Source organism: Actinomadura sp. 1N219 (assembly GCF_044326405.1).
Taxonomy (GTDB): Bacteria; Actinomycetota; Actinomycetes; order Streptosporangiales; family Streptosporangiaceae; genus Spirillospora.
Genome location: NZ_JBIRAY010000017.1, coordinates 50,101 through 64,963, shown reverse-complemented (window position 1 = coordinate 64,963; position 14,863 = coordinate 50,101). Strand labels below are relative to the sequence as shown.

Sequence of the window (14,863 nt, the reverse complement as noted above, 5' to 3'; positions counted from 1 at the left end):
TTGTCCGGGAAACGGTGTGTGCCCGGACGGTCACTCGGTAGGTTGGTCGCGCGACGGCGGGCATTGCCGGGTATGTCGCTTATGGGCCGCGTGCAGGGTCGGATCCGGACCGCGTCGGGCGGTGCCGGCTGAGAGGAGCCACGGTGCGTCTCGGAGCGCTGATCGCCGGACGGTACCGGCTGGTCAAGGGGCCCATCCGCGGCGGGACCGGCGAGGTGTGGCACGCCGCGGACACCCGCCTGCCGCGCACCGTCGTCCTCAAGCGGGCCGCGTTCCGCGACGACGGCTCCGGCGCGTTCGACCGGCTGTGGTCGGAGGCCCGCGCGCAGGCGCGGTTCGGCCATCCGCACGTGGTCACGCTGCACGACATCGTCGAGGAGGAGACGGACGGGCGGGTGACGTCCTGGCTCGTCCTGGAGCACGTGCCGGGCGGCAGCCTGGACGACTGGCCGCCGATGTCCCCGGCGGCGGCGGCAGGCGTCGGCGCGCAGATCGCCGAGGCGCTGGCGGCCCTGCACGTCCAGGGCATCGTGCACTGCGACGTCAAGCCGGGCAACATCGTCGTCACCGAGGACCGGACGGCCAAGCTCGCCGACTTCGGCGCCGCCTACCGGCTGGGCGGCACGGACACGATCACGCCGAACGGTCCCGTCAGCCACACGCCCGCGTTCGCCGCGCCCGAGGTCGTGCGCGGACATCCGGAACCGGCGTCGGACGTGTACTCGTTAGGCGCCACCGTCTACGCGCTGGCCGTCGGCGAGCCGCCAGGCGCCGAGCCGAGGTACGAGGGGCTGGGGCCGCTGGGCGGCGTCCTCGAAACGCTGATGCGGGTGGCGCCGGGCGAGCGGCCCGGCGCAGACGAGGCGCGCCGCATGCTGGACGAAATCGCCGGAACCGAGCAACCGAAGCTGCCCGGCCACTCCACTCCGACCGACAACGACGGGCCCGGCACCGAGCGGGGACGGGGCACGACGTGGGGACGGGGCACGACGTGGGGGCGTCCGGCGGCGTTCGTCCGGCGGCATCCGCGGCCCGTCGCGGCGGCGGCGCTCGCGGTCGCGGCGGTGGCCGTCGCGGTCACGGTCGTGATCCCCTCCGGCGGTGAGGAGGCGCCCGCGCGGCAGAAGCCCGCGTCGCTGATCGGCGACCCGCGCACCGCCGACCCCTGCGCGCTCGCCGACGCGGCCGCGCTCGGCAGGTTCGGCGAGGCGGAACTCGACAACGACTACGGCAACTTCGACCGGTGCGACGTGCTCGTGTCCGTGAGCGAGAACGACGTCATCGACGTCCGGATCGGCATGGCGACCGGCTCCGTGCCCGAGACGGGCGGCGGCCCGGCGCGGACGATGGGACGCGTCCGGGTGATCCCCGAAGCGCCCGAGGAAGGCGAGTGCGGCCGGATGCTCGTCCTGCCGTCCCCGGACGGCGGCACCACCATCTCCATCGACGCCCGGCAGACCGAGGAGCCGCAAGCCGGGGCCGCGCCCGCGCCGCTCTGCCCGATCGCCGACACCGCCGTCGCGTCCGCGGTCGCGGTCCTGAACCGGGGGCCGATCCCGCGCCGGACGCCGCCGTTCCCGCCGCAGTCGCTGGCGCACAAGGACGCCTGCACGATGCTCGGCAACGACGCGCTCGACGTCGTCCCGGGGATCGACGCGGGCGACCCGGAGATCGACTACGGCGGCTGGGCGTGCGAGTGGCACAGCACCACCCAGGACATCCAGGTCAAACTGCGGTTCGACCGCGGCCAGCCGATCGGCGCCGAGGACGGCAGCCCCACCCGGCTCGGCGGCCGCCGCGCCTTCGTCGAACCGGACGGGGAGGGCGACGGGACGTGCCTCGTCCGCGTCGTCCACCGCACATACGCCGACCAGCACGGCGACGACGCGATCGAGATGCTGTTCCTCGTCGTGCAGGGCGATCCGCCCACGGAGCGGCTGTGCTCGATGGGGACGCACCTGGCCGGTGCGGCCGCCGCGCAACTCCCGACCGTCTGAGCCGAGGGGACCGCGCTAGCCGTCGATGAGGGCGAGGTCCTCGGTGCGGAGCCTGGTGTGGACCAGCAGCGCGACGATCAGGTTGTGGTTGAGCGCGTTGCCGATCGGCGGCGGGATCTCCTCCTCGCGGAGCCCGCCCACGTGCGGGCTGAGCCGGTTGCGCACCTCGGTGACGACGCGGGCGGCCTTCCGCCAGTTCCAGTTCTCGGCCGGGCGGAGCAGCGCGATCTCGTCGGCGACCTGCGCCCAGGTGAGCGGCTGCGGCCAGGGCTCCTGCCGCAGGTACCGCTGGGCGAGGCAGACCAGGACGAGCCGCTCCTGATCGCTGAGCTGCCACGGGGACGCGCGCTCGGCGTCGGGGTTCTCCGGGTCGTAGGTCGCGAGCTCGTGCACGTCGACCGGGCCGGACGAGGCCCGTCCGGCCGCGATCCGCACTTCGAGGAGATGCTCCTGACCGGGCGAGACGATGAACAGCGGCGTGTACATGACCGGCAGCTCAGCCCGGTGCCCGCCGAGCACCAGCCGCGACCCGGGGAAGCGGATGGCGAGCTTGCCGAGGTTGTACAGCACCCAGTGCGAGTGCTCGCGGGTGATGATGCCGTGCTGGCGGCTGACGCGCGTGTCGTCCCCGCCGACGCAGACGTGGACGTCCGGCGCGCACCGTCCGAACACGACGTTGAACCGGGCGTCGGGCGACACCCGCATCCCGCCGTTGGAGCCCTTGACGAACAGCGTCCCGGGCTCGGCCGGGGGCAGGCCGGTGGCCAGGCTCCCGATCTCCTCCGGAAGGATGTCGACCTTGCCCGGCGGCTTCCGCATCATCGTCGACATGCGTCCCGTCCTCTCTGCGTGCGCACCCGCGCTCAGCGTAACCCGGCGCCGCGGGAGGGGTACCGCCGTCAATGTGGCAGGGGCCGGTATCGGCAGAGCAGGGCTCGGTATCCGCAGGGCAGGGGTCAGTAGACGCCTTCGGCGCCCAGGTTGGTGCCCGCGCTCCCCTGGCCGCCCATGACGTTGTTGCCGTCCACCTCGACGGTGAAGCTGCTTCCGCCGGACGGGGCGCGGTACGCCAGCTTCCATGTGATCCGCGGCGGCCAGAGCGGCATCGGGACCGTCTTCCGCCAGGGCAGCTTCACGTCCTCCACTTTGGTGGTCTGCTCGTTGACCATGTAGCTCAGCGAGGAGACCGTGCCGCTGCCCTCGACGTTGAAGGTGATCTCGCCTCGCGTCCCGGTCGGGGTGGGCGAGGGCGAGGCGGCCGCCGAGGCGGAGGCGGCGGTGGGCGTGCCGGACGACGGTGCGGCGTTCGCGCTGGTCCCGCCGTCCCGCATGACGGTCCAGAGGCCGGCCGGGATCCCGATGGCGACGAGCAGCGCGACGGCGGCCGCGGCCCCGACCAGCAGGGCGCCGCGCCGTCCCGTCCCGCCCGGGTCCGTCGGCGGCCCCGGCGGGAGCGGAGGCATGGTGCCGGGCAATGCGGGCGCGGGGGCGGGGGGTTCGAGCAGGGGGCGCGGGACGGGCGGGTTCTCGGCGGCCGTCCGGCGCCGGGCGATCTCGGCGATGACGGACGGCGGCAGCGACGCCGCACGCTCGCCCTCGCCGGTGGAGCGTCCGGCGACGCGCTCGGCCAGCTCCGCGGTGGTCGGACGGCGCTCCGCGTCGCGCCGCATCCCCGACTCGATCAGCGCGCGCCGCCCGGGGTCGCCGCGCCCGTCCAGCCGGGGCGCCTCGGACTGGACGCGGCGCAGCTTCAGGTGCCACACGCCGTCGCCGAACGGCTCCCGGCCGGTGGCGGCGAACGCCAGCGTCGACCCGAGCGAGAAGACGTCGCTGGACGCGCCGATCGTCTCCCCCGCCGCCTGCTCCGGCGACATGAACCCGGCGGCCCCGGCGCGCGTCCCGGGACGCGAGACGGACGCCGCCTCGATCGCGCGGGCGATGCCGAAGTCGATGACGCGCGGGCCGTCCGCCGTCAGCAGGACGTTCGCGGGGCTCAGGTCCCGGTGCACGACGCCCGCCTCGTGGATCGACACGAGCGCCTCCGCGATCCCGGCCGCGAGCTCCCACACCGCGTCCGCCGCGAGCGGCCCGGACGACCGGACAGCGTCGCGCACCGACACCGACGGCAGGTACTCGGTCACCAGCCACGGCAGCTCCGCCTCCGGGTCGGCGTCGATGACCGCGGCGGTGAACCCGCCGCCGACCCTCCGCGCGACGGCGGCCTCGCGCTGGAACCGGTCGCGGAACTCGTCGTCCGCGGCGAACTCGGGGTGCACCATCTTGATCGCCACGGCGCGTCCGGCGGCGGAGCGGCCGAGGTAGACGACGCCCATCCCGCCGGATCCGATGCGGGCCAGGACGCGGTAGCGGCGTCCTTCGGTCTCGACCGAGCGGGGGTCGTCGGGCTCAAGGGGTCGCACGTGGTCCTCCGTTGGTGCGCGGTGCGGCGTCCGGCTGCGCGACGGCCCGGACGTCGCCGTTCGCCGTGGCGATGAAGACGAGCCCGTCCGCGGTCACGGGCCGGGTGCGGTTGGGTTCGTCTCCGCCGTACGTCCACTGGACGCGGCCGTCGGCGGCGCTCAGCGCGTAGAGGACGCCATCGGTGCAGGAGACGTAGAGGGTGGGTCCCGCGAGGCCGAGCGCGGTGGCCTGGCCGCGCGGGTCGTCCGTCCGCTCGGACAGCAGCGCGCGCGACCAGAGCTGCTTGCCGGTCGCGCCGTCCAGGGCCAGGACCTCGCCGTCACCCGCTTCGAGGTAGCAGCGGCCGCCGCCGGCCTGGCTGCCCCAGCCGCTGACGTTCCGCCGCTGCCAGGCGAGCGCGCCGGTGTCGGTCCGTACGGCGTGCATCGTCCCGAACCGGTCGACGGCGTAGACCATGCCGTCGCCGACGACCTGGAAGTCGGGGTAGTCCATCGGGTGCTTCCATCTGGTCTTGCCGGACGCGGCGTCCAAGCCGACAAGCCCGTCCCGTGCGAGGACGATCAGGAGGTCGCCCACCCCGGAGACCCCGTACCGGCCGGGCAGCTTCGACCGCCAGCGCCGCCGCCCGCTGGACCGGCTCAGCGCGGTGATCTTGTCGAGGCCGAAGACGAGGACCGAGTCGGTGATCGCGAGTTCGTCGGTCGGGCCGTCCTCCTCGAAGGAGAGGTCGTACGCCCACAGCGTCTTGCCGGTCATGGTGCGGACGGCGCAGATCTGCCGGCCCTCGTTCTGGCTCAGGTAGGTGACGCCGCCGTAGGGGGTGGCGCGCATGCCGCCGTCGCGCGTCCATTTGATCTTGCCGGTGCGCGGGTCGAGGGCGTGGAGGATCTCGTTGCCGTCGTCGCCGTTCGCCAGCACCACCCCGCCGCCGGCGGCGAGCTCCAGGTACTTGTCCTTCTTGCTGACGTGGCGTTTCCACCGCGCGACCCCGTCGGGCGGCGGCCCCTCGGGCGTCTTCGGGGTGCCGGAACGCCCCGCGGCGACCGGGTCGCGGCTCCGGTCGCGTTCGTCGTCGTCGGTCAGCCGCCACACGAGCGACCCGAGGCCGCTCATGGTCAGGAGACCGGCGCCGGCGCCGATGAGGAGCGTCCGGCGGCCGGTCCCGAGGGGCGGCGGGATCGTCCTCGGGCCGCCGCCGGGGCCGGTGTCCGAGGTGGCGACGCTGCCGAGCGCGAGGTTCTGGACCAGCGGACGCGGCGCCGACTCCCCCGGCGGCGCGGGGTTCTCCAGCGGCGCGGCCTCGGCGGTGCGGCGGTCGATCTCCTCCGCGACCGCCGCGGGCAGCCAGCGGGTGCCGAGCAGGGACGGCGCGCCGTCGTCCGGCGGGCCGAGCCGTTCTAAGACGCCCGCGGCGGTCGGACGCCGCTCCGGATCGAGCCGCAGGCACGCCCCGATCAGGTCGAGCAGCCAGGGCTCGGCGATCCCGCCGAGGTCGGCCCGCCCGTTCAGGACGCGCAGGTCGCGGGACTCCAGCGGCCCGTCCCCGAACGGCTCCTTCCCCGTCGCGGCGTACGCGAGCGTCGCGCCGAGGACGAAGATGTCGGCGGACGGCTCGGCCTTCTCGGCGCGGAGCTGCTCGGGCGCCATGAACCCGGGCGTCCCGACGGGCGTGTTCGCGCGGGTGATGGTGACCGCGTCCTCCGGCCGGGAGATGCCGAAGTCGATCACGCGGGGCCCGCTCGCGGTGAGCATCACGTTGCCCGGTTTCAGGTCGCGGTGCACCACGCCGGCCCGGTGGATCTCGCCGAGCGCCTCGGCCAGCCCGGCGGCGAGCGGCCGGAGGGCGGACGGCGGCAGCGGCCCGAACCGCGTGACGGCCTCGCGCAGCGACAGCCCCGGCAGGTAGGCGGTGACGAGCCACGGTGTCGGGGCGTCGGGGTCGGCGTCCAGCACCGGCGCGGTGAAGGCGCCGGTCACCCGGCGGGCGGCGGCGGCCTCCCGGCGGAACCGGGCGGCGAACCGGGGCTCGCCCGCGAACCGCCGCTGGATCACCTTGATCGCGACGGGCCGCCCGCTCGGCGACCGGCCGAGGTACACCACGCCCATCCCGCCCGCGCCGAGTCGGCCGAGCAGCCGGTACGGACCCACCCGGTCGGGGTCGGCACCCTGAAGCGGTTGCAACGCCGTCCCCCTCCCGTATCCGATCAGTTGCACGATAGTCGCGGAGAGTGCCCCGGGACCGGTCCCGGCGTGACGGGAGTGTAATAACGACGTGACCGACGAACGCGAAAAGGACGGCTTTTCCGACAAAGGCCAGGTCGCGCTTCCAGCGCGTGCCCAGCGTGCGCCGCGTGCCCCGCGCGCCCCGCGTCCGCCGCGTCCGTTGCGGGTCCACGCGTTCGAGCCGTACAGCCGGGCCGACGGCCCCGGCGCCCGCGCGGTGGTGTGGCTGCAGGGCTGCACACTGGGCTGCCCCGGCTGCTGGACGCCGGAGACGCACCCTCGCGGCGGTCACGAGGTCGCCGTGGACGAGTTGTTCGCGCACATCGCCGGGCTCGGCGGGCGGATCGAGGGCGTGACGGTCAGCGGCGGCGAGCCGCTGCAGCAGTTCCGGCCGCTGCTGCGGCTGCTGACCCGCATCCGGGAGGAGACGTCCCTGTCGGTGCTGGTGCTCACCGGCTTCGGCTGGGACGAGATCGTCCGGATGCCGGGCGCGGCGGCGCTGCGCGAGCGCGTGGACGTCCTGCTCGCCGGGCGGTACGAGCGCGATCTGCGTCTCGGACGGGGGCTGCGCGGCTCGTCCAACAAGACCGTGCACCTGTTCACGGACCGCTACACGGCCGCCGACCTCGACGCCGTCCCGGACGCGGAGCTCATCATCCGCGCGGACGGCACGCCCGCGGTCACCGGCGCCGACCCGCCGCCCCGCGACGAGTGAGCAGTGGGCAGAATGCGGGGATGGCCAGGTGTCCTTGCGGAGTCGGTGACCGCTACCGGGAATGCTGCGGGCGGCTGCACAGCGGCGAGGCGGCCGCCGCGACGGCCGCGGAGCTGATGCGGTCGAGGTTCAGCGCGTTCGCGAGAGAGGACGAGGCGTACCTGCTGAACACCTGGCACCCGGCGACGCGTCCCGAGCGGGTCGGGTTCGAGGACGGCCCGCGCTGGACGCGGCTGGAGATCGTCCGCGAGGAGGCCGGCGGCCCGGACGACGACAGGGGCGTCGTTGAGTTCCGCGCCCACTACCTCGCCGACTCGGGACCCGAATCGAGACCCGGATCGCAGCCGGGCGTACTGCACGAGGTGAGCCGCTTCGTCCGGCATGACGGCGCCTGGGTCTACGTCCGGGGCAAGATCATCACCGGCGGGTAGGCTCCGCAGGCGTGGACGACCTGGACTGGGCGGCGCACCGTCCCGCGGTGTTCGGCGCGGCGTACCGGCTGCTCGGCAGCGTGGCGGAGGCCGAGGACGTCGTCCAGGACGTGTGGCTGCGCGCCGAGGCCGCCGACCGGTCGGACGTCGCGGACCCGCGCGCGTGGCTGGTCACGATCGCGGCGCGGCTGTCGTACAACGTGCTCAAGTCGGCGCGCGTCCGCCGCGAGGCGTACCCCGGCCCATGGCTGCCCGAGCCGCTCCCGACCGGCCCGGACACCGCCGACCAGGTGATCGCGGACGAGTCGATCGGCACCGCGATGCTGCTGGTGATGGAGGAGCTGACGCCGCCGGAGCGGGTGGCGTTCGTCCTGCACGACGTGTTCGACGTGCCGTTCGACCAGGTCGCCGGGGTGCTCGGGAACTCGGCGGCGGCGTCCCGCAAACTCGCGTCGCGGGCCCGCAGACGCGTGGCGGACGCCCGCGAACAGCACCCGACCGCAAGCCGCACCGAGCGGGAGCGAGTCCTGGCGGCATTCCGCGCCGCAACAGAACAAGGCGACTTCGACCAGCTCGTGAAGCTGCTGCACCCAAACGCCGTCTACACGGCGGACGGCGGCGGCAAGGTCGTCGCGTCCCGGCGTCCCGTGGCCGGCGCGGCCCGCATCGCACGCCTCCTCGCACGCATCACAACGCACTACCGGGCCGAACGAATCGACTTCATCGAATTCAACGGAGAACTCGCGCTGGCCACCTTCCGGGACGGCGAGGTCATCTGGGTCGACACGGTCGAGGTCGGCGACGACGGCCGGATCACCGCCGTGCGCCGCGTGGCGAATCCGGAGAAGCTCGGTCACATCTGAGCCGTCCGTCTTGTCTCCCTGGCGTTGATCGAGCTGAGAGGGAGAACGGAATGTCGCACGTGGTGATCGTCGGTGGCGGTTTCGCCGGAGTGTGGAGCGCCGCCGCGGCGGCCCGGGTGCGCGGGTCCGGCGACCTGCGCATCACGCTGATCGCACCCGGCGCGGACCTCGTCCTGCGGCCCCGCCTGTACGAGCCGGAGCCAGAGCGCGCAACCGTCGCACTGAAGCGGGTCCTGGACCCCATCGGGGTCGACCATGTCCGCGCGGCTGTCCAAGACATAGACGTGGACGCCCACCGAATCACAGCGGACGGTGTGGACATCGCCTACGACCGCCTGGTCCTCGCCGCAGGAAGCCGTCTCGTCCGTCCCGTCCTCCCGGGCGCCGATCGCCTCTTCGACGTAGACACCCTGCCCGCCGCCCAACGCCTCAGAGGTCACCTGCGAAGCCGCGACGGATACACGGCCGTCGTGGTCGGCGCCGGTTTCGCCGGCCTCGAAGTCGCCACGGAACTGGCCGGACAGGGACGGGTCGTCCTGGTCGAGCAAGCCGGAGAGATAGCCCCCGACCTGGGATTCGGCCCCCGCCCAGCGATCGAGGTGGCCCTAGACCACCTAGCCATCGAACGACGGCTAGGCACAACGGTCACCGAAGTGAAGGAGAACGGCGCGGTCCTGAGCGACGGCTCCTTCATCCCCGCAGACGCGGTCATCTGGACGGCCGGTCTCCAGGCGAACCCGCTCACCGCGCAGATCCCCGGCGACCGCGACCGCCTCGGGCGCCTCATCGTCGACGCGCGCCTCCGGGTGGACGGCGACGTGTTCGCTGCCGGTGACGTCGCCGCCGCCCGCGCGGACGAGGGCCACTGGACGGTGCAGAGCTGCCAGCACGCGGTCCCGATGGGCAAGACGGCTGGGCACAACGCGGTCGCCGACCTGCTAGGCGTCCCCCTGGTCGACTTCGCCCCGGCCCCTTACGTCACAGGCCTGGACCTGGGCGCGGCCGGCGCCGTCTACGCCCGCGGTTGGGACCGCCTGATCGCCCTCTCCGGCGCCGAAGGGAAATGGGTGAAGCGCTGGATCATGAACGTGATCCACCCACCCCTGGACGACCCCGCAACGATCTTCGCCCACGCCGGCGTCATCACAACCCCGATCCCGTTCTGAGCCGCCACCCGCACCGAATGAGCAGCACGAACAGCAGGAAAGGAGCGACGAGAACGGCAGCGCGCAGCGTCGTGAGATCGGCGAGCGTCCCGAGGACCAGCGGGGCGACGCCGATCGCGACACCGGACGCGAGCGCGCACCTCGCCGCGGCCCGGACGGGCTGGGACGGCCACGCCGCCAGCGCCTGCCCCAGGATGACGGGGTAGAGCAGCGCGACACCGAGCCCGACGACCAGGAGTCCGGCGACGGCGAAGGGCGCGGGCGCCGTCCACAAGACCGTGAACCCGGTGACGCCGATGAGGGCGGCCACGGCCAGCAGCCGGTCGGGCCGCCCGGCCGCCCGCACCATCGGCGCGGAAACAGCGCGTCCCGCCGCCATGCCCAGGACGAACGCGGCCGAGAACGTCGTCGCCGCGCCCGAGCCGAGGTCCTTCACCGACCGGAGGAAGTCCGCCGCCCAGAAGACCATGCAGAACTCGACGCCGACCGCGAGCACGAGGTCCAGCCAACGGCTGACGAAGCCGCGCGGCACCCGCTCCCCCGCCGCGTCCGGCACGGCCTCCGCGCTCATCGGCGCGACGGCCCGCCGGGTGAGGAGCAGCACGGCGGCCAGCGCCAGCGGCGGCACGGCGAACGCGGCCCGCCAGCCGAGCCCCTGCGCCAGCGCGGCGCCGATCAGCAGCGGGGACAGCACGGACGCGGTGCTCGCGACCGCGTTCGCCTCCCCGATCGGGACCGTTCCATCGCCACCGTGCAGCACCCGCAGCCCCGCCGGGACGAGCTGCACGAGCCCCGCCCCGCCGAGCCCGAGCACCAGGGCTCCGATCCCGGCCCCGGCCCGCCCGCCGCCGACGGCCATGATCCCCGCGCCGCCCACCAGCGCGACCAGGGCCGACGGAAGCGCGAACCGCCCGAGCCGCTCCGCCGCCCGGTGCCCGACGATCCCCACGACCATGAGCCCGAGCGCGAACGCCGACGGGTAGAGCGCGACCTCGCCGCGCGGCAGCCCGCGCTCCTCCCGCAGCTCGGGCAGGATCGCGCCGAGCGCGGTCAGCAGGTACCCGAGACAGGCGAGCGCCGCGTACAGCCCGTACGTCCCGGACGTCCGCCGCAGTGCTCCCGCATCCGCCACGCGCCCACCTCCAGAGGATTATCCTCGTTCAACGAGGATAAATCTCGAAGGCCAGGATGTCACCATGCACCCGAAGACCGCGCACTCGGCGCGGGCCCTGCGCAGCCAGGGGGCGCTGGCCGTGCTCCGGCACGTCCACGCGCACCCGTCCGCGACCCGCGCGGACGCGGCCCGCGCGCTCGGCCTGAGCAGCGGTTCCGCCACCGAGATCACGAGCCGCCTCAAGGCGTCCCGCCTGCTGGAGGAGGACGCGGCCCCGCGCACCGGCGTGCGCGGCCGCCCCTCCCCCAGGCTCGTCGCGCACCCGGAGGGGCCGCTCGTCTGCGTCGCCGACATCAGCCACGAGCGCTGGCGGGTGGCCTGCGTCGAACTCGGCGGACGCGTCCTCGCCGAGGAGTCCGGCCGCCACCCGGGCTCCCCCGGCGTCCTGCGCACCCTCGGCGAGCACGTCGCGGCGCTCCACGCCCGCCACGGCCGCCGCCTCCGCGCGGTCTCCGCCTGCGTCGCGGCAGCGGTCAGCGGGACGACGATCGTCCAGGCGTCCGGCATGGGCTGGACCGACATCAGCCTCGAACCGCTCCGCCCGCCGGGCGTCCCCCTCCTGGTCGGCAACGACGCCTCGCTCGCCGGCCTCGCCGAGGCGAGGCGAGGAGCGGGCGCCGGGGCGCGGGTCGTCCTGCACCTCACGGTCGAGGTCGGCGTCGGCGGCGTCCTCGTCGTGGACGGACGTCCGATGGGCGGCGCGACCGGCGCCGCGGGCGAGTTCGGCCACATGCCGTTCGGCGATCCCGCCCGCCGCTGCCCGTGCGGCGCGAACGGCTGCTGGGACCTGGAGATCGACGGCCGCGCCATGGCCCGCGCCCTGCACCGTCCCCCGCCCCGCGACCCGCGCACCGCCGCCGGCCAGATCATCGCCGCCGCCGCGTCCGACCCCGAGGCCCGTGCCGCCGTCGCCGCCGCCGCGCACGCCCTCGGACGCGGCGTCGGCGCCCTGGTCAACGCCCTCGACCCGGACGTCGTCACCCTCTCCGGCCTGGCCACCGACCTGACCGCCACCGCACCCGCCGCCCTGAACGACGGATACGCCAACGCCCTGATGAGCTACCGCCGCGCCGCGCCGCCGCCCGTCCTGCCGTCCACCCTCGGCCCGCGAGGCCCCCTGACCGGCGCCGCCGACGCCGCCTTCGACGTCCTCCTCACCGAGGAGGGCCTGGACGCCTGGAACACCCCGTAAACGCGGTCACCTTCGACGCCGCCGACTCGTCTGCCCTGCGGACATCCCCGACCATCGAGGAGCCGCTGATCATGCAGACCGCCTACATCGTCGTCACCATCGTCACCGTTCTGGCCAACGTCGCAATCGTCGTCGCCGATTTGATGAGAGCCAACTTCGTCCTCGCCAACGGAGCCGAAGTGGGAGTGCCGCAGTGGTCAATTCCAGCGCTGGCCGCGCTCAAGACCGCTGGCGCGGCCGGGCTCGTCCTCGGCCTGCTGGGCCTGGACATGATCGGTATCGCCGCAGCCACCGGCCTCGTGGCCTTCTTCACCGGCGCGGTCGCCCTCCACCTGCGAACCCGCGTCCTGCACAACATCGCGTTCCCAGGCACCTACCTCGCCTTGGCCGCCGCCTCCCTGACACTCGCCGCTGCCACACAATGACCACCCGAGGTGCATGCAAAACCCCCCGGCCTCAAGCCGGGGGGCTGCTGTGGGGGCTACAGGTCCAGGCCGCCGGTCTTGATCCGACCAACGAGACCCCGGAGAGCCTCGCGACCCACCACCAGGTGCCCCGCATTCACGTTCTTGGAGTCCCGAACGCCGATCTTTCCGTCCACGGCGGCTAGCTCAACGCAATTTCCGCCAGTCGAGCTGCTTCGACTGGCCTTGCGCCAGACCGGAGCCGACTCGTTCATGTGATGGCCTCCAGTGCCTTAGCGGGATGCTGTGGGGGTACTACAAGTCCAGGTCGCCGACCTTGATTCGACCGACAAGGCCCCGGAAAGTTTCCCGGTCGACCTCTAGGTGACCGTACTGGGGGGCGTTGCTGTCCCGGATGCCCACAGAGGTATCCAGAGAGACCAGCTCGACACAGTCAGACTGTGCCCCCGATCCACTTCGGCTGGACTTTCGCCAGGCGGGTTCCGCGGGGGTCATATCGCCTCCATCGCTTCGGTGATCAGGCGTCGGGAGAGGTCCTCTGGCAACGCCTTCAGCCCGATTTTGTCGTACCGTACCCCGAATTCCCGGACCTCAGCAGAGTCCATGATCAGTCGCCCACCTGTGGGAGCTTCGGCGTAGGCCACCTCACTGTCCGAGGTGAGGATCTTGAAGGCTCCATCCTGACCGATGTAGCCTCCGGCGGCCCACGGCACCACCCGAACCGCGATGTTCGGGAGTTCACTCATCCTGATCAGATGGTCGAGCTGTGCTCGCATGGTCTCCGATCCCCCGACGGGTCGGCAGAGTACGGCCTGGTCGAGGATGACCCATAGCAGCGGCGGGTTCGACCTCTGAAGGATTTCCTGTCGAGACAGCCGTGCGTCGAGTGCTGCCTGATGGGCTTCGGGACCGTCCACCTCGAGGGCCGCCCGTGCGTACTCAGGGGTCTGGAGCAGTCCAGGCACGTACATGGTCTCGAAGATCTTGAGGATCCTGGCCTTGGCCTCGTAAGTCACATGCTCTCGGAACCAGTCCGGGTCATGCGCGAGCCGCGCGAACAGGAGCAGTCGGCGGAAGTGACCTCCGGTGTCCCAGATCTTGTCCAAGACCCTGGCCTCGTCCTCGGTGATGGTGCGACGGCCGGCCTCGCAGTTGGAAAGGCCAGATTCTGACCTCCCGATGATCTTTCCAAGCTTTTCAAGTGTCAGACCGTACTTCTTCCTGTAGAAGCGCAGGTCGTGCGCCAACCAGGCGTACAGACTGCTGTCCGGATCGGGGGGATTCGTCTGCGGCATCAACCACACCGGCCTTTTCAATCTTTTCGGCAACCTAGCCAGGATACGACGTTGACGACACTCTGTCATCGAGTCACTACGACCGGAGATGGCAATGAGCATCGACACGCCCCGCCGAGGAGATCGCGAAGGAGCGATCCCGTACGTGGACGAGAGAGACCCGCTCCCTGCGCTGCCTGAGCCGGAAGGGCGTTGGGCCGAGCCCTTCCTGTCGGACAGGAGCGGCATGTGGACGGTCCTCACTCGGCATCCGCTGACACGAGGGCAGATCCACTTCGGCCTGCGGTCCATCGTCGCCGCCCAGACGCTGGAGCGCCTCCGCCGTCAAATGGCGGAGCAGGACGAGAAATGGGACGAATACAGCGCCCAGAAGAGGAGCGTCGAGTGATCACGGCCGGTGAAATGGTCCAGCAGGTCTTCGTCCAGCTGGCGGTCCTCAGTGTCGGCTGTGTGCTCGGCGGGATCGTGATCGGCCTCCTGCTGCACCCCAGGCTCTTCCGCCGTGGACGGCACGCAGCCAAGTCGAGCCACTCCCGCGCTCCGGTCGAGCGGCGTCTCCGGCAGAGAGACGTGGCGCCCCTCACCCGGTCATGGGAGTCCAGAGGCCGGTGGTGACCCCCAGTCGCCACGATTACCGATGACGGAAAGCGGGTGGTTTATCGACCTCAGAAAGCGTTCGATGTGCAGCATTGGGCCCCGCGGTGAGCGGCGGGGCCCTTCACTATGCAAGATAGGGAGCCCGGGCATGCCGAAGTACACACCGGAGATCGAGCCTCTCTTAACCCCGGCCGAAGTGGCGTCGGTGTTCCGCGTGGACGTCAAGACCATCACGCGGTGGGCGCAGGCGGGGAAGCTCAGTTTCGTCCTGACGCTCGGAGGGCACCGCCGTTTCCGCGAGTCGGAGGTCCTGGCACTGCTCACGGAAGGGACGCGTCGGCGGAACGTGTAGCACGGCCGTAGG

The 14,863-nt window shown here is 72.7% G+C and carries 16 protein-coding genes; 9 read left to right on the top strand and 7 right to left on the bottom strand.

Annotated elements, in window-relative coordinates:
• The first annotated feature begins 143 nt into the window (after positions 1-143).
• Entirely contained in the window at positions 144-1,997 is a 1,854-nt protein-coding gene (locus ACH35V_RS36495) for a protein kinase (protein ID WP_395979436.1), read from the top strand.
• Positions 1,998-2,012: 15 nt separating this feature from the next.
• Here the strand turns inward: ACH35V_RS36495 and ACH35V_RS36490 are convergent, their stop codons facing one another.
• From ACH35V_RS36490 to ACH35V_RS36480, 3 genes are all read right to left on the bottom strand, one after another.
• A complete protein-coding gene (locus ACH35V_RS36490) occupies positions 2,013-2,828 on the bottom strand; it encodes a hypothetical protein (RefSeq protein WP_395979435.1) in 816 nt (271 codons plus the stop codon).
• Positions 2,829-2,953: 125 nt separating this feature from the next.
• Positions 2,954-4,417 carry a protein kinase gene (locus tag ACH35V_RS36485; protein ID WP_395979434.1) on the bottom strand — a complete coding sequence of 488 codons (1,464 nt, stop codon included), beginning with the start codon at positions 4,415-4,417 and terminating at the stop codon, positions 2,954-2,956.
• Positions 4,404-6,599 carry a PQQ-binding-like beta-propeller repeat protein gene (locus ACH35V_RS36480; RefSeq protein ID WP_395979433.1) on the bottom strand — a complete coding sequence of 732 codons (2,196 nt, stop codon included), beginning with the start codon at positions 6,597-6,599 and terminating at the stop codon, positions 4,404-4,406. Before ACH35V_RS36480 ends, ACH35V_RS36485 begins: the two co-directional genes overlap by 14 nt.
• A 91-nt stretch (positions 6,600-6,690) precedes the next feature.
• On the opposite strand from ACH35V_RS36480, the gene ACH35V_RS36475 reads away from it, so the two are divergent.
• Genes ACH35V_RS36475 through ACH35V_RS36460 form a run of 4 tightly spaced genes read left to right on the top strand, consistent with a single transcriptional unit; the run spans position 6,691 to position 9,816 of the window.
• Entirely contained in the window at positions 6,691-7,356 is a 666-nt protein-coding gene (locus ACH35V_RS36475) for a 4Fe-4S single cluster domain-containing protein (RefSeq protein ID WP_395979432.1), read from the top strand.
• A 20-nt stretch (positions 7,357-7,376) separates the two neighbouring features.
• The gene (locus ACH35V_RS36470; RefSeq protein WP_395979431.1) at positions 7,377-7,787 is read left to right on the top strand and encodes a YchJ family protein; all 411 of its coding nucleotides are present in this window, start codon (positions 7,377-7,379) and stop codon (positions 7,785-7,787) included.
• Positions 7,788-7,798: 11 nt separating this feature from the next.
• Positions 7,799-8,650, top strand: coding sequence for an RNA polymerase sigma factor SigJ (gene sigJ / locus ACH35V_RS36465; RefSeq protein WP_395979430.1), 852 nt, complete (start codon positions 7,799-7,801; stop codon positions 8,648-8,650).
• A gap of 50 nt (positions 8,651-8,700) precedes the next feature.
• The gene (locus ACH35V_RS36460) at positions 8,701-9,816 is read left to right on the top strand and encodes an NAD(P)/FAD-dependent oxidoreductase (RefSeq protein ID WP_395979429.1); all 1,116 of its coding nucleotides are present in this window, start codon (positions 8,701-8,703) and stop codon (positions 9,814-9,816) included.
• Here ACH35V_RS36460 and ACH35V_RS36455 read toward each other — a convergent pair.
• A complete protein-coding gene (locus ACH35V_RS36455; RefSeq protein WP_395979428.1) occupies positions 9,794-10,948 on the bottom strand; it encodes an MFS transporter in 1,155 nt (384 codons plus the stop codon). The genes ACH35V_RS36460 and ACH35V_RS36455 overlap by 23 nt on opposite strands.
• Positions 10,949-11,012: 64 nt before the next feature.
• On the opposite strand from ACH35V_RS36455, the gene ACH35V_RS36450 reads away from it, so the two are divergent.
• Both ACH35V_RS36450 and ACH35V_RS36445 read left to right on the top strand, forming a co-directional pair.
• A complete protein-coding gene (locus ACH35V_RS36450) occupies positions 11,013-12,182 on the top strand; it encodes an ROK family protein (protein WP_395979427.1) in 1,170 nt (389 codons plus the stop codon).
• 71 nt (positions 12,183-12,253) lie between these two features.
• On the top strand, positions 12,254-12,607 hold the full coding sequence (locus ACH35V_RS36445; RefSeq protein WP_395979426.1) for a DoxX family protein: 354 nt from the start codon (positions 12,254-12,256) through the stop codon (positions 12,605-12,607).
• 56 nt (positions 12,608-12,663) lie between these two features.
• Here the strand turns inward: ACH35V_RS36445 and ACH35V_RS36440 are convergent, their stop codons facing one another.
• The 3 genes from ACH35V_RS36440 to ACH35V_RS36430 are packed head-to-tail and all read right to left on the bottom strand — an operon-like array spanning position 12,664 to position 13,902.
• A complete protein-coding gene (locus tag ACH35V_RS36440; RefSeq protein WP_395979425.1) occupies positions 12,664-12,861 on the bottom strand; it encodes a DUF397 domain-containing protein in 198 nt (65 codons plus the stop codon).
• Positions 12,862-12,901: 40 nt separating this feature from the next.
• A complete protein-coding gene (locus ACH35V_RS36435) occupies positions 12,902-13,102 on the bottom strand; it encodes a DUF397 domain-containing protein (RefSeq protein ID WP_395979424.1) in 201 nt (66 codons plus the stop codon).
• Complete coding sequence (locus ACH35V_RS36430) at positions 13,099-13,902, bottom strand: helix-turn-helix domain-containing protein (RefSeq protein ID WP_395979423.1); 804 nt, start codon at positions 13,900-13,902, stop codon at positions 13,099-13,101. Before ACH35V_RS36430 ends, ACH35V_RS36435 begins: the two co-directional genes overlap by 4 nt.
• Before the next feature lie 145 nt (positions 13,903-14,047).
• On the opposite strand from ACH35V_RS36430, the gene ACH35V_RS36425 reads away from it, so the two are divergent.
• A complete protein-coding gene (locus tag ACH35V_RS36425) occupies positions 14,048-14,290 on the top strand; it encodes a hypothetical protein (RefSeq protein WP_395979422.1) in 243 nt (80 codons plus the stop codon).
• Positions 14,291-14,647: 357 nt separating this feature from the next.
• Positions 14,648-14,851, top strand: a complete 204-nt coding sequence (locus tag ACH35V_RS36420; protein ID WP_395979421.1) for a BldC family transcriptional regulator — start codon at positions 14,648-14,650, stop codon at positions 14,849-14,851.
• Positions 14,852-14,863: the final 12 nt, after the last annotated feature.

Bases quoted from the DNA above. Each gene is read 5' to 3' on its own strand.
- ACH35V_RS36490 (WP_395979435.1), bottom strand. From the start codon at position 2,828: ATGTCGACGATGATGCGGAAGCCGCCGGGCAAGGTCGACATCCTTCCG.
- ACH35V_RS36470 (WP_395979431.1), top strand. From the start codon at position 7,377: ATGGCCAGGTGTCCTTGCGGAGTCGGTGACCGCTACCGGGAATGCTGC.
- ACH35V_RS36460 (WP_395979429.1), top strand. From the start codon at position 8,701: ATGTCGCACGTGGTGATCGTCGGTGGCGGTTTCGCCGGAGTGTGGAGC.
- ACH35V_RS36450 (WP_395979427.1), top strand. From the start codon at position 11,013: ATGCACCCGAAGACCGCGCACTCGGCGCGGGCCCTGCGCAGCCAGGGG.
- ACH35V_RS36445 (WP_395979426.1), top strand. From the start codon at position 12,254: ATGCAGACCGCCTACATCGTCGTCACCATCGTCACCGTTCTGGCCAAC.
- ACH35V_RS36440 (WP_395979425.1), bottom strand. From the start codon at position 12,861: ATGAACGAGTCGGCTCCGGTCTGGCGCAAGGCCAGTCGAAGCAGCTCG.
- ACH35V_RS36435 (WP_395979424.1), bottom strand. From the start codon at position 13,102: ATGACCCCCGCGGAACCCGCCTGGCGAAAGTCCAGCCGAAGTGGATCG.
- ACH35V_RS36430 (WP_395979423.1), bottom strand. From the start codon at position 13,902: ATGCCGCAGACGAATCCCCCCGATCCGGACAGCAGTCTGTACGCCTGG.
- ACH35V_RS36420 (WP_395979421.1), top strand. From the start codon at position 14,648: ATGCCGAAGTACACACCGGAGATCGAGCCTCTCTTAACCCCGGCCGAA.